At 73.7% G+C, this 13,522-nt stretch carries 13 protein-coding genes; all 13 read left to right on the top strand.

The annotated features are described in order from the left end of the window. Positions 1–39: 39 nt before the first annotated feature. Complete coding sequence (locus RDV89_RS01215; protein ID WP_315730635.1) at positions 40–1,569, top strand: sugar ABC transporter ATP-binding protein; 1,530 nt, start codon at positions 40–42, stop codon at positions 1,567–1,569. Further along, positions 1,566–2,630, top strand: a complete 1,065-nt coding sequence (locus RDV89_RS01210) for an ABC transporter permease (RefSeq protein ID WP_315730633.1) — start codon at positions 1,566–1,568, stop codon at positions 2,628–2,630. The genes RDV89_RS01215 and RDV89_RS01210 overlap by 4 nt, the downstream gene beginning before the upstream one ends. 85 nt (positions 2,631–2,715) lie before the next feature. Beyond that, positions 2,716–3,858 (top strand): substrate-binding domain-containing protein, encoded by a 1,143-nt coding sequence (locus tag RDV89_RS01205; protein WP_315730632.1) that lies wholly within the window; start codon positions 2,716–2,718, stop codon positions 3,856–3,858. Continuing rightward, positions 3,855–5,033 carry a thiolase family protein gene (locus RDV89_RS01200; protein ID WP_315730631.1) on the top strand — a complete coding sequence of 393 codons (1,179 nt, stop codon included), beginning with the start codon at positions 3,855–3,857 and terminating at the stop codon, positions 5,031–5,033. Before RDV89_RS01205 ends, RDV89_RS01200 begins: the two co-directional genes overlap by 4 nt. A 4-nt stretch (positions 5,034–5,037) precedes the next feature. Continuing rightward, positions 5,038–6,090 carry an LLM class F420-dependent oxidoreductase gene (locus RDV89_RS01195; protein ID WP_315730630.1) on the top strand — a complete coding sequence of 351 codons (1,053 nt, stop codon included), beginning with the start codon at positions 5,038–5,040 and terminating at the stop codon, positions 6,088–6,090. 15 nt (positions 6,091–6,105) lie between these two features. Then, positions 6,106–7,323, top strand: coding sequence for a CaiB/BaiF CoA transferase family protein (locus tag RDV89_RS01190; protein WP_315730629.1), 1,218 nt, complete (start codon positions 6,106–6,108; stop codon positions 7,321–7,323). Continuing rightward, positions 7,320–8,483, top strand: a complete 1,164-nt coding sequence (locus RDV89_RS01185; protein ID WP_315730627.1) for an acyl-CoA dehydrogenase family protein — start codon at positions 7,320–7,322, stop codon at positions 8,481–8,483. Before RDV89_RS01190 ends, RDV89_RS01185 begins: the two co-directional genes overlap by 4 nt. 7 nt (positions 8,484–8,490) lie before the next feature. Further along, positions 8,491–9,141: a TetR/AcrR family transcriptional regulator gene (locus RDV89_RS01180; protein ID WP_315730626.1), complete on the top strand. Its 651-nt coding sequence runs from the start codon at positions 8,491–8,493 to the stop codon at positions 9,139–9,141. 92 nt (positions 9,142–9,233) lie between these two features. Then, positions 9,234–10,055, top strand: coding sequence for an enoyl-CoA hydratase/isomerase family protein (locus RDV89_RS01175; RefSeq protein WP_315730624.1), 822 nt, complete (start codon positions 9,234–9,236; stop codon positions 10,053–10,055). Positions 10,056–10,108: 53 nt separating this feature from the next. Next, on the top strand, positions 10,109–11,317 hold the full coding sequence (locus RDV89_RS01170) for a thiolase family protein (RefSeq protein ID WP_315730622.1): 1,209 nt from the start codon (positions 10,109–10,111) through the stop codon (positions 11,315–11,317). 185 nt (positions 11,318–11,502) lie between these two features. Then, positions 11,503–12,630 carry an NDMA-dependent alcohol dehydrogenase gene (locus RDV89_RS01165; protein ID WP_315730620.1) on the top strand — a complete coding sequence of 376 codons (1,128 nt, stop codon included), beginning with the start codon at positions 11,503–11,505 and terminating at the stop codon, positions 12,628–12,630. Beyond that, complete coding sequence (locus RDV89_RS01160) at positions 12,620–13,054, top strand: nuclear transport factor 2 family protein (RefSeq protein ID WP_315730619.1); 435 nt, start codon at positions 12,620–12,622, stop codon at positions 13,052–13,054. The genes RDV89_RS01165 and RDV89_RS01160 overlap by 11 nt, the downstream gene beginning before the upstream one ends. After that, positions 13,051–13,476, top strand: a complete 426-nt coding sequence (locus RDV89_RS01155; RefSeq protein ID WP_315730617.1) for a nuclear transport factor 2 family protein — start codon at positions 13,051–13,053, stop codon at positions 13,474–13,476. The genes RDV89_RS01160 and RDV89_RS01155 overlap by 4 nt, the downstream gene beginning before the upstream one ends. Positions 13,477–13,522: the final 46 nt, after the last annotated feature.

Below are 13,522 nucleotides of genomic sequence, written 5' to 3'. Positions count from 1 at the left end.
CATTGACAACCAACCGATTGGCAGATTAGACAGTGCGGTGTGACCCCGACCACACCGCCCGCACGAGGTGCGGACCCCGCCGACGCCCCCGTGGCGCTGCGGCTGCGCGGCCTGACCAAGACGTTCGGAGCGGCCCGCGTCCTGCGCGGCGTCGACCTCGACGTCCGCGCCGGCGAGGTGCACGCGTTCATCGGTGCGAACGGCTCCGGCAAGTCCACGACGATCAAGGTGCTCGCCGGCTACCACGACGCCGACGAGGCGCGCTGCGAGGTCGCGGGGGAGGAGGTGCCCCTGACCTCCCGGGCGGCCAAGCGTCACGACGGCCTGCGGTTCGTGCACCAGGACCTCGGCCAGGTGCCCGAGCTGAGCGCCGTCGACAACATCGCGCTCGCGCACGGCTACCGCCGCAACCGCCTGGGCGGGATCGACTGGCGCGCCCAGCGCGAGCTGACGCGGCGGGCGCTGGAGCGCTTCGGCACCCGCGTCGACATCGACCTGCCCCTCGCCACCCACAGCGCGGTCGTGCGCACCGAGCTGGCCATCTCGGCCGCGATGCACGGCTGGGAGCCCGGCAGCGGCGTGCTCGTGCTCGACGAGCCGACGGCCATGCTTCCGCCGGCCCAGGTGGAGCGCCTCTTCGACGTCGTGCGCTCCGTGCGGGACTCGGGGGCGGCGGTGCTCTACGTCTCCCACCGGCTCGACGAGATCTTCGCCCTGGCCGACCGGGTCAGCGTGATCCGGGCCGGGGCCGTGGTCGCCACCTACGACGTCGCCGACGTGACCGCCGACGAGCTCGCCGACGTGATGGTCGGGGAGCAGGGCGCGGCGGTGCGCGACGTGCAGAAGGCGGCGACGGCCTCCGAGGAGGTCGTGCTGCGTGCCACCGGCCTCACGGGCCGCACCATGCGGGGCATCGACCTGGAGCTGCGCCGCGGCGAGGTGCTCGGCGTCGCGGGTCTCGTCGGCTCCGGCTCCGAGGAGGTGCCGTACGCGGTGGCCGGGCGCCTCACCGGGCCGCACGGCGGCACCGTCGTCCTGACCGACGGCGGGCGCGCGGCCGACATCCCGCTGGTGCCGGGCAACCGCATCGCCGAGGGCGTGTTCCTCGAGGCGAGCGTCGCCGAGAACCTCACCGTCTCCTCGCTGTCGACCGTGCGGCGCGGGCCGCGGCTCTCGGCGCGCCGGGAGCGCTCGGTGGTGCGCGACTGGATCCAGCGGCTGGGCATCTCCGCCCCGGGCGCCGACGCACCGATCTCCACCCTCAGCGGTGGCAACCAGCAGAAGGTCGTGCTCGCGCGCTGCCTGAACCGCTCGCCCCGCATCCTCGCGATGAGCGAGCCGACGGCCGGCGTCGACATCGCGACGCGGGCCCGCATCTACGACCTCGTCGCCCGCGAGGCCGCGGCCGGTCTCAGCGTCGTCGTCACCTCCTCCGACCCCCAGGACCTCGTGGCCCTCTGCTCGCGCGTGCTCGTCGTGCGCGACGGCCGGGTCGTCGCCGAGCTCGTCGGCGACGAGGTCACCGAGACCGTCATCGTCCGTGCCATCGAAGGGATCCGTGCAGCATGAGCGACCTCCAGACCGGGCCGCCCCCGGCGACCGCGCCGCCGTCGACGCCGTCGGGCACGACGACCGAGCCCGCCCCGGCCGAGCCGGCGCGCCCGTGGACGCGGCACCTCGCGTTCTCGAACATCGGCGCCGTCTACGTGCTGATCGCGCTGGTCGCGCTCTTCGCGATCTGGGTGCCGCAGACGTTCCTGACGTCCGCGACCCTCTACCAGGTCTTCAACAGCACGGCGGTCACCGCGCTCGCGGCGCTGAGCGTCATCATCCCGCTCTCGGCGCGGGTCTTCGACCTCTCCATCGCCGGCACCATCACCCTCACCGGCGTCGTCGCGACCCAGCTGATCGTCAAGCACGAGCTCGGCGTGCCGGCCGCGGTGGCCGTCGCCGTGCTGACCGGCCTGATGATCGGGGTGCTCAACGCGATCATCGTCGTGGTCCTGAAGATCGACTCCTTCATCGCCACCATGGCCTCGGGGGCGCTGCTCGCGGCCTTCACCACGATGGTCACCGGCGACCTCGACGTCACCGGCGTCGTGCTCTCCCAGGGCTTCAACGAGATCGGCCAGACGATGGTCGGCGGCTTCACGCTGCCGGTGGTCTACGTCGTCGTGGTCACCGCCGTGCTGTGGTTCCTCATGCAGCACACCGCGTTCGGTCGGCGGATGTACGCCACCGGGTTCAACCGCGAGGCCGCCCGGCTCGCGGGCGTGCCGACCGAGCGCCTGCGCTTCGCCTCGCTCGTCATCTCCGGCGGCCTCGCCGGCCTGGCCGGCATCGTGCTGGCGGCGACCCTGGCCGCCGGCTCCGTCACCGCCGGCACGCCCTACCTGCTCGGCGCCTTCGCCGCGGCGTTCCTCGGCGCCACGCAGCTGCAGCACGGCCGCTTCAACGCGGTCGGCACCATCATCGCGGTGCTGCTCCTCGGCACCGGCGTCGTCGGCCTCGGGCTCGCCCAGGCGCCCACGTGGTCGCAGGACCTCTTCACCGGCCTCGTGCTGATCGTGGCCCTCATCGCCACCCGCTACCAGCGGGCCGGCGCGGCGAACGCGACGGTCGGGCACTGAGCCCGTCCGTCCCGCCCCTCACTCTCCGCCCCGGACGGCGCCGGCCGCCCGGTCTCGGGAATCGACCCAGAAGGACCGTGAACCCATGAACCGACGTCCGCAGCCGCGCCCCCGCCGGGTGCTCGGCGCCCTCGCCCTCGGCGTCCTGCCCCTCCTCGCCACCGCCTGCGGTGGCGCCGGAGGCAGCGCCAGCACGATCGACGGCTCCGACGAGGAGCAGCTCGCCGAGGCGGCCGAGATCAACGAGGCGGCCCAGCAGCGCCCGACCGAGCTGCAGGAGCAGCTCGTCCCGATCGGCGCGCCGGTGCCCGAGGGCAAGACCATCGTCAGCATCCTGTGCGGCCTGACGGCCTGCGAGGAGCTGAACAACATCTTCGTCGAGGCCGCCGACGTGCTCGGCTGGGAGGTCGTCACGCTCACGACGACCGGAGCCCCCGAGAGCGTCAAGGACGCCTGGGCCCAGGCGGTCCGGATGGAGCCCGACGGCGTGATCGCCTCCGGCCACGACACCCACCTGTACGCGGCCGAGCTCGCGCAGCTGGTCGAGATGGGCATCCCGGTGGTGCAGAACTCGCTGAGCGAGCAGGCCACGGAGGAGAACGGGCTGCTGGCCTCGTTCAACAACTCGGTGACCACGCGGGCGGGCGGCCTGGCCGCGTCGTTCATCGTCGACCACTCGCAGGGCAGCGCGAGCACCCTCTACGTCGACATCCCGGCCTTCGCGGTCCTCGCGGCGGTGCGGGAGAACTTCGAGGAGAACTACGACGAGCTCTGCCCCGGCTGCGAGTACGACACGATGGACATCTCCATCACGCAGGTCGGCAAGGAGGTCCCGAACCTCGTGGTCTCCAAGCTGCGTGCCAACCCGCAGATCAACTACGTGATGTTCCCGTCCGGTGCCGCCAGCACGGGCGTCGCCGCCGCCGTGCGGGCCGCGGGTCTCTCCGACCGCGTCGAGATCGTGACGTCGTCCTCGGGCGCGACCAACTTCGCCGCGGTCGCGGCGGGCGACGAGCTGGCCGCCCAGGCGCTCGGCTTCTACGAGCTGATGTGGCTCGAGGCCGACACCCTGGCCCGGCACTTCGCCGGCGTCGAGCCCGCCGACCTCAACGAGTTGCCGATGATCCGCCAGACCCTGGTGGCCGACAACGTCGTGGAGACCGAGGGTCTCTACCCGCTGGTCGAGGACTACGACGAGCAGTTCAAGGCCCTCTGGGGCGTCGAGTGAGCGGCGCGCTCACCGGTCGCAGCGCGGTGCTGGTGGGGGCCACCCGGACCCCCATCGGCCGCGGCCACCCCGAGAAGGGGGTGCTGCGGGACGAGCACCCGGCGGCCCTGCTGGGGCGGGCGTACCGCGGCCTGCTCGACCAGGTCGGCCTCGACGCCGCGCTCGTCGACGACGTCGTCGCGGGCTGCGGCCAGCAGCTGGGGGAGCAGTCGGCCAACGTCGCCCGCAACGCGTGGCTGCACGAGGGGCTGCCCGTGACGACGGCCGCGACGACGGTCGACCGGGCCTGCGGCTCGTCGCAGCAGGCCGTCAACGTCGCCGCCGCCCTCGTGGCTTCCGGCTCGGCCGACGTGGTCGTCGGCGCGGGGGTGGAGCACATGGGGCGGATCCCGTTCGCCGCCGGGCCCGACGTGCAGGAGCGGTGGGGCTCGCCCTTCACGCCCCAGCTGCTCGGCCACTTCCCGCTCGTGGGACAGGGCGAGGCGGCGGAGTGCATCTCCGACGACCACGGCCTGACGCGCGCGGAGATGGACGAGCTCGCCGAGCGCTCGCACCGCCTCGCCGTCCGCGCCGTGGCCGAGGGCCGCTTCGACGCCGAGATCACCCCGGTCGAGACGGCCGCGGGCACGGTGCGCCAGGACCAGGGCGTACGCCCGGACACCGACGCCGCGGCGCTGGCCGGCCTGCGCCCGGCCTTCCGGCCCGACGGTCGCCTCACCGCGGGCAACTCGTCGCAGATCTCCGACGGCGCCGCGGCGGTCCTCGTCGCGGAGGAGCAGTGGGCCCGCGACCGCGGGCTGCCCGTGCGCGCCCGGGTGCTGGACGCCCTGACCGTGGGCTGCGACCCGGTCCGGATGCTCGAGGGTCCGATCCCCGCGACCCGCCGCGTGCTGGAGCGCAACGGCATGACCGTCGACGACGTCGACCTCTTCGAGGTCAACGAGGCGTTCGCCGCGATCGTGCTGGCCTGGGAGCGCGAGGTGAAGGCCGACCGCGACAAGGTGAACGTGAACGGCGGCGCGATCGCACTGGGGCACCCGCTGGGTGCCAGCGGCGCCCGGCTGCTCACCACGCTCCTGCACGAGCTGGAGCGCAGCGACAAGGAGATCGGTCTCGTGACCATGTGCTGCGGCGGCGGTCTCGGCACCGCGACCCTCGTGCAGAGGGTCGGGTGAGGTCGTGAGGATCGGACTGGCCGTCGGCGCGGGCGGCATGGGCGGCTCCAGCCTGGAGCCGCTGCTGGTGGTGCCCGAGGCCGAGCGCCTGGGCTACGACTCGGTGTGGGTGGGGGAGGCGTACGGCGCCGACGCCGTCAGCGCCCTCGGCTGGCTGGCGGGTCGCACCGAGCGGATCCGGCTGGGCTCGAGCATCCTGCAGATGCCGGCCCGCACGCCCGCGATGACGGCGATGTCGGCGGCGGGTCTCGACCAGCTCTCCGGCGGGCGGCTGCTGCTGGGCCTGGGGACCTCGGGGCCGCAGGTCGCCGAGGGTTGGCACGGCGTCGCGTTCGACCGGCCGCTGGGTCGCTCGCGGGAGTACGTCGCGATCGTGCGCGCCGCGCTCGCCCGCGAGACGGTCCGCTTCGAGGGCGAGCACTTCCGGCTGCCGCTGCCCGACGGTCCCGGCAAGGCGCTGAAGCTCGCGACGCGCCCCGTGCAGGACCCGGTGCCGATCTACCTCGCCGCGATGGGGCCGAAGAACACCGAGCTCGTCGGCGAGGTCGCGGACGGCTGGCTGCCGATCCTGTTCCGGCCGGAGAGCTCGGGCTACTTCACCGAGCTGCTGGAGAAGGGCGCCGCGCGCTCGGGTCGGGACGCGGCCCAGGTCGCGGTGACCCCGATGGTGAGCATCCTCGTGACCGAGGAGGGTCCCCAGGCCGTCGCCGCGGGCCGCGACGCGATGCGGCCCTTCCTGGCCCTCTACGTCGGCGGGATGGGGTCGCGCGAGCGCAACTTCTACCTCAACCTGGTCGCGGAGTACGGCTTCGAGGCGAACGCCCGCGCGGTGCAGGACCACTACCTGGCGGGACGCAAGCAGGAGGCCGAGGCGTTGCTCAGCGACGAGCTGATCGACGCCGTCACCGTGGTCGGGCCGCCGGCCGCCGTGCGCGAGCGGCTGGCCGCCTACGCCGAGGCGGGCGTCGACACCCTCGTCTACACCAAGCCCCACGGACTGTCCGACGACGCCCACCGCGACCAGCTGCGCCTGGTCGCGGAGGCGGCCCAGGGCTGAGCGGGAGAGGAACTCATGACCGACCACCACGACCCGACGACCCCGCTGGCGGGGGTGCGGGTGCTCGACCTGAGCCGCATGCTCCCCGTCGGGGCGCTCACCCAGCTGCTCGCCGACCTCGGCGCCGAGGTCGTCAAGGTCGAGCGCCCGGGCGCCGGGGAGGAGTCGCGCGGCCACGGGCCGGCCGTGGCGGGCACGACGGCGACGCACGCGTTCCTCGACCGGGGCAAGCGGTCCGTCGCGCTCGACCTCAAGGACCCTCGGGGCGTCCGGGCCGTCCACGCCCTCGCCGCGGCCTGCGACGTCGTGGTCGAGTCGTTCCGACCGGGCGTGGCCGACCGCCTGGGGGTGGGCTGGGACGACCTGCGGACGGTCAACCCCCGGCTGGTCTACTGCTCCGTCAACGGCTACGGCACCGGTGGTCCCCGCGAGCAGGAGCCCGGCCACGACCTGAACTACCTCGCGTACGCCGGCGCCACCGGCTTCGGTGGCTCGCGGGCCCACGGGCCGGCCGTCGGCGGCATCCAGACGGCCGACCTGCTCGGCGGTCTGACCGGGGGCATCGGTCTGCTGGCCGCCCTCGTCGCCGTCCGGGCCGGCGCCCCCGGCCGACGGGTCGAGGTCGGGCTCGCGGACGCCGCGCTGTGGGCTCTGGGCCTGCACGTCTCGGGCTGGCTCGCGGGCGGCGGGGCCGAGGGACCGGAGGCCACCACGGTGACGGGGGCGAGCGCCTCCTACCGCGTGTACGCCTGCGCCGACGGCCGCCACCTCGCCGTCGGGGCCGTCGAGCCGCAGTTCTGGGCGGCGTTCACCGACGTGATCGGGCGCCCCGACCTGCGCACCCGCCAGCACGACCCCGCGGCCGTCGACGAGGTCGCCGCCGCGGTCGCCACCCGCACGCTCGCCGAGTGGCAGGAGGCGCTCGGCGACCGCGAGACCTGCGCGGGACCGGTCCAGGACTTCGCCGAGGTCCGTGACGACCCCCAGTTCCGCGCCCGCGGGATGCTCGTGCCCGTCCCGGGCGACCCGGGCGTCGAGCAGGTCGGCACGCCCGTGCGCCTCGACGGGCGCACCCGCCACCCCGACCGCCCCGCCGCACCCGCGGTCGGGCAGGACACCAGCACCGTGCTGGCCGCGTGCGACGTCGACGACGACGTCCGCGCCGCCGCACTCCGTTGGGCGAGCGGCCGGCCGGCCGACGCCCTCCCCGAGCTCCAGGAGGACCCGGCATGACCGTCACCGCTCCCACGTCCGCGCCCGCCGCCACGACCGAGCCCATCGGCCCCGACGAGCGCGCCGCGCTCGCGGACCTGGCGTTCGGCCTCGGCCGTCGCTACCAGGACCGTCGCTTCGCCGACCTCGACGCCGCACGCGACCACTGGAAGGAGGTCTGCGACGCGGGTCTCCCCGCGATCTCGCTGTCGCCCGAGCACGGCGGCGCGGGCACGATGAGCGACCTGCTGCTGGTGGCCGAGCGGCTCGCCGCCGGCGGCTACCCCGCGGGCAAGCTCACCATCTCGACGGCGATCGGCGGCGCGGTCATCCTGCGCCACGGCTCCGAGGAGCAGCGCTCGCGCTGGCTTCCGGCCATCGGCGACGGGTCGCTGCGCTTCTGCTTCGCCCTGACCGAGCCGGGCGCGGGGTCCAACGCCGCGAACATGCGCACGACCGCGACGCGCACCGAGGACGGCTGGCGCATCGACGGCGAGAAGACCTACATCTCCGCGGCCGACGACTCCGACGTCATGCTCGTGGTGGCGAAGGACGCGGAGTCCGGGGGCTTCTCGATCCTCGCGCTCCCGCTGCCCTGCGAGCAGCTGCAGATGACGCCCGTCGACGTGCACGTCGGCGTGCCCGAGCGGCAGTGGACGGTCTACCTCGACGACGTCCGGGTGCCCCACGACGCGCTCGTCGGCAGGCCCGGAGGGGGAGCGCGCGCCCTCTTCGACGGCCTCAACCCCGAGCGGCTCATCGTGGCGGCGCAGGCGGTCGGGATCGGCCGCTGGTGCCTCGAGAAGGCGGCGGAGTACGCCGGCCAGCGCGTCGTCTTCGGGGTCCCGATCGGGACGCACCAGGCGGTGCAGCACCCGCTGGCGGAGGCGCTGGTCGACCTCGAGGCGGCCTGGGCCCTCATCGAGCGCGGCGCCGAGGCGTACGAGGCGGGTGGCAACGCCGGCCTGGCCTGCAACATGGCCAAGGTGAAGGCGTGCGACGCGGGCCTCAAGGCGGCGGACGCGGCGCTGCAGTCCTTCGGCGGCTCGGGCTTCACCGGCGAGACCCTGATGTTCGAGCGCTTCGGCTACCTGCGGCTGCTGCGCTCGACGCCGGTCTCGCGCGAGATGGCCCTCAACCAGATCGCGGTCGCCGGTCTCGGCCTGCCGCGCTCCTACTGAGCCCGTCGTGACCGTGCAGGACCCGGCGCCGCGCCGCACGCGGCAGCGTCGTTTCGACCGGTCGGAGCTGATCGTGGACGCGGCGGCGGAGATCTTCCGTCGCAAGGGCTACGACGCGACGAGCCTGCAGGAGATCGCGGACGAGGTGGGGATCCTCAAGGGGTCGATGTACCACTACATCGCGACCAAGGAGGATCTTCTGTTCGCGATCATCAACCGCAACCACGAGCGGATCATCGCGGGCAACCAGGGCTGGCGCGAGCACGCGGACGACCCGGTGGCGGCGCTGCGGTCCTTCATCGAGGGGCACCTGCGCAACTCCCTGGCGAACCGGACCGACTCGGTGGTCTTCGTGCGCGACTTCCGCGCGCTGAGCGAGGAACGTGCCGCCTCGATCCTCCGGGCCCAGCACGCCTACGACCAGGACTTCCGCACGCTCGTGGCGGCGGCGCTCGCCGCCGGCGCCCTGCGCGGAGGCGTCTCGCCGGCCTTCGCCGCGCGCGCCGTGTTCGGCATGGCCAACTGGATCCACTACTGGTTCGACCCCGCGGGGGCGCTGGAGCCCGAGGACGTCGTGCGCGAGCTGTCAACGTACGCGCTGGCGAGCCTGCTGGAGGGCGGGGGACTCCCTCCGGCCAGCAATCAAACGGTTGGTTGACAAGCCCGGACCTCGCGCCGTTCAATGAACGCGGCGACGACGCCGCGTCGCCGCACCCGCGGGCGCCCGTGCGCCCCCGACGGAAGGAACCCATGAGCGCCGAAGCCCTCCCCCTCGAGGCGAGCGACGCCGAGCGCGTCGAGTCGTTCGGTCCCGTCGCCGTGGTGGTCCGCGACGGCGTCGCGACGGTCACCGTCGACAGCCCGCCGGTCAACGCCATGGGCCGCGCCGTCCTCGGCGGGCTCGGCGAGGCCGCCGCGGCGCTCGCCGCGGCGGACGACGTGCGCGTCGTGGTGCTCACCGGTGCCGGCACGAAGGCCTTCATGGCGGGCGCCGACATCGAGGAGTTCGAGACCGTCCGCAGCTCGCCCGGCGGCATGGCCACCCACAGCGAGTGGGCCGGCGGCGTGCTCGCCGCCTGGGCCGCCCTGCCCCAGCCGGTCATCGCCGCCGTCCAGGCCAGCGCCGTGGGCGGGGGTCTCGAGATCGCCCTGACCGCCGACCTCGTCGTGACGGACCCCCGGGCGAAGTTCGGCCTCCCCGAGGTGAAGCTCGGCCTGATCCCGGGCGGTGGCGGCACGCAACGGTTGCCGCGCCGCGTCGGCACGGCGCGGGCCCTGCGACTGATGCTCCTCGGGTCGGTCGTCCCCGCGTCCGCGGCCCTCGAGATGGGTCTCGTCGACGAGGTCGCCGAGCCGGGCGAGGTGCTCGTCGCGGCCGAGGCGCTCGCCGCCCGGATCGCCGCCATGCCCCGGGTCGCCGTGCAGGCGCTCAAGCGCTGCGTCGACCCCGGCCTGTCCGCGGCCATCGACGAGGAGCGCCGGATCTTCCTCGAGGTCGCGCGCTCCGAGGACTTCGTCGAGGGTGTCGCCGCCTTCGTCGAGAAGCGCCCGGCCGTCTACACCCACCGCTGACGGACCTGCCGGAGGCCAGGCGGCCCCGGCGACGACCCGCGAAAGGCAGCCCCATGACCGACCCAGCAGACGACGTCCTCCTCGTCGGAGGCGCGCGTACCCCCTTCAGCCGCTTCGGCGGCGCCCTGCGCGAGGTGCCGAGCGTCGACATCGCCGCCACCACGATGGCCAGCGCGCTCCGCGCGGCCGGCGTCGAGCCCGGCGACGTCGACGAGGTCTACAGCGGCGTGACGATCCCGGCCGAGGAGTCCCTCGAGGGCTCCATCCCGGCCCGCGTGGCGATGCTGCGCGCCGGCATCCCCGAGGACCGGCTCTCCCTCACCATCGACCGCGCCTGCTGCTCCTCGATGACGGCCGTCCACCTCGGCACCCGGGCGATCCGCGCGGGCGAGGCCGACGTCGTGCTCGTCGGCGGCGCCGACAACATGGGCCGCGCCGCGTTCCTCATGAACCCGACGATCCGCTGGGGCATCAAGCGCGGCGGGCCGAAGCTCAAGGACCCGATGGCCGAGCCCGGCGCCGACATCGGCGGCAAGCCGGTCGCGGTCGACGCGGGCGAGGTCGCCGTCGAGCACGGGGTGACCCGCGAGGAGGCCGACGAGTTCGCCCTGCGCAGCCACGAGGCGTACTTCGCGGCGAAGGCCAGGGGCTTCTACGACGGCGAGGTGGTGCCGTTCGAGCACGAGCGCGGCAGCCTCGCCGAGGACGAGGGGCCGCGCGCGGACTCCTCCCTCGAGCGGCTCTCCCGCCTGCGCACCATCTTCGACGGTCCGATCGTCACGCCGGGCAACGCCCCCGGCCAGGACACCGGTGGGTGCTACGTCGTCCTCGCGCGGCGCCGCTGGGTCGAGGAGCGCGGTCTGACCGCGCTGGCCCGGATCGCGGGCCTGGGCAGCGCGGCGCGGGCGCCGCGGGAGATCCCCGTCGCCCCGGCCGACGCCATCCGCCGGGCGCTCGCCGCCGCCGACTGGGAGCTCGAGGGCCTCGACCGGTTCGAGATCAACGAGGCCTTCGCCTGCGTGCCGCTCGTCAGTGCGCGGGTGCTGGCCGAGGGCCGCACCGACCGCGAGAAGTGGCTGCTCGACCGGCTCAACCTCAACGGTGGCGCCGTGGCGCTCGGCCACCCGCCGGGCGCCTCGGGCGCACGCATCCTGCTGACGCTGGCGCGTGGGCTCCAGGCGGAGGGCGGTGGACGGGGCGCCGCATCGATCTGCGGCGGCCTCGGCCAGGGCGACGCGGCGGTGATCGAGGCGGTCGCCTGAGCGCGTCCCGCGCAGCATCGAACGAGGAGGACCGGGCGACGCCCGGTCCTCCTCGTCGTGCGTCGGGAGGCTGTTGACACCACGCGAGGCGCGTTCTTACTGTGGCCTAGACCACAGTAATCATAGTCATGATTGTCACGGTGTCGGCGACCGCGTGGTCATCCACTTCTCTCGAGAGGAACGGCATGAAGACCATCGGAGCGCTCATCTGGGAACCCGGCACGCGGTCGGGCTGGAGCGTCGAGGACATCGAGATCGACCCGCCGAAGAGCCGTGAGGTGCTGATCAAGCTCGCGGCCTCCGGCATCTGCCACAGCGACGACCACGTCGACACCGGTGACATCCCGCTCGACTGGGGCCCGATCATCGGCGGCCACGAGGGCGCCGGCGTGATCCAGGAGGTCGGCCCGGACGTCGAGGGCACCGGGTTCGAGGTGGGCGACCACATCGTGCTCTCGTTCCTCCCGTCGTGCGGCCACTGCCGGATGTGCACGATCGGCAAGTCGAACATGTGCGAGATGGGCGCCGGCGTCCTCGGCGGCTTCGCGCCCGACGGCACCCACCGCGTCCACGCCCGCGGGCAGGGGGTCGGACCCTTCTCCTACCTCGGGACCTTCTCGCCCTACGTGGTCGTCAACATCGACTCCTGCGTCAAGATCCCGAAGGACATCCCGCTCGACAAGGCGGCGCTCATCGGGTGCGGCGTGCCGACCGGCTGGGGGTCGGCGATGTACGCCGCCGACATCACGTTCGACGACACGGTGGTGATCGTGGGCACGGGCGGCGTCGGCATGAACGCCGTCCAGGGCGCCAAGCACCGCCGGGCGAAGAACATCATCACGATCGACCCGAACGCCTACAAGCGCGACCAGGCCAAGGTCTTCGGTGCCACCCACAGCTTCGCCAGCTACGACGACGCCGCCGAGACGCTCGCCCAGCTGACGAACGGCCAGGGCGCCGACGTCGTCATCCTCACCGTCGACGTCCTGCACGGCGACCTGCTCAACCCCGCCCAGGAGATGACCCGGCGCGGCGGCACGCTCGTGGTCACGGCGGCGGCGCCCGTGCTGCAGCGCGACGTCCCGTTCGACCTGTTCACGTTCGCGATGTCCGGCAAGCGGATGCAGGGCAGCCTGTACGGCACGACGATCGCCCGCCGCGACATCCCCCTGATCGCCGACCTCTACAAGCGCGGCGAGTTCAAGCTCGACGAGCTGATCACCAAGACCTACAAGCTCGAGCAGATCAACGAGGCCGTGCAGGACATGCGCGACGGCAAGAACATCCGCGGGGTGATCACGTATGACGACTGAGGACCGGACGGCCGACCTCGCGGCCATCGTGCACGCCACCCACACCTACGCGCTCGGGCTCGACCGGTTCGACCCCGAGCTCGCGCTGAGCGCCTTCACCTCGGACGCGGTCTGGGACGCCACCCCGGTGGGCCTGGCCCGCTACGAGGGCGAGGCCGAGATCCGCGGCTTCTTCGAGAAGGACGCCCAGCAGGTCCGCGACCAGTTCCACGTCATCACCAACCACCGGGTGGAGTTCACCGGCCCCGACGCCGCGTCGGGGACCAACTACGTGTACTCCGAGGGTCACCTCTCGGGCGGCGCCTCCTTCAAGGCGATCGCGCTGAACGAGGACACCTACGCCCGCGGTGGCGACGGGTGGCGGATCGCCTCGCGGGTGATCTCGCCGCTGACCCCGCCGGAGATGGGGGACTTCGAGGCATGAGCGCCCGGGACGGCGAGGAGCTGGTCGTCGCCTACCTCGACGCGGTCAGCGCCCTCGACGCGGCGGCGGTCGCACCGCTGTTCGCGGCCGACGGCCGCGTGGACCTGCCCTACGCCCCCGAGGGCGTGCCGCGCTCGATCGAGGGCCGGGAGGCGATCGACGCCTACTACCGGGCGCTGCCGGAGATGGTCTCGGAGATGAACTTCACCGACTACCGGGTGCACGCGCTCGACGAGCCGGGGGAGTACGTCGCGGAGTACCGGTCGAGCTCGTCGATGCGGGCGACGGGGGCGCCGTACGCCAACACGTACATCACCCGCGTCAGCGTGCGCGACGGCGAGATCACCAGGCTGGCGGAGTTCTTCGACCCCGTCGAGCTGATCCGGGCGATGGGGGGCACGGTCCGGCCGGCGGGCGCCTGACCCCGACCGCGGCGACGACCGCGGCGCCGATCGCGGTGCGTCCGGC

The organism is Nocardioides imazamoxiresistens (genome assembly GCF_032378595.1).
GTDB classification, from domain to species: domain Bacteria; phylum Actinomycetota; class Actinomycetes; order Propionibacteriales; family Nocardioidaceae; genus Nocardioides; species Nocardioides imazamoxiresistens.
Note: the sequence above shows the minus strand (reverse complement) of the source record. Positions and strands in the feature narration are given on the sequence as shown.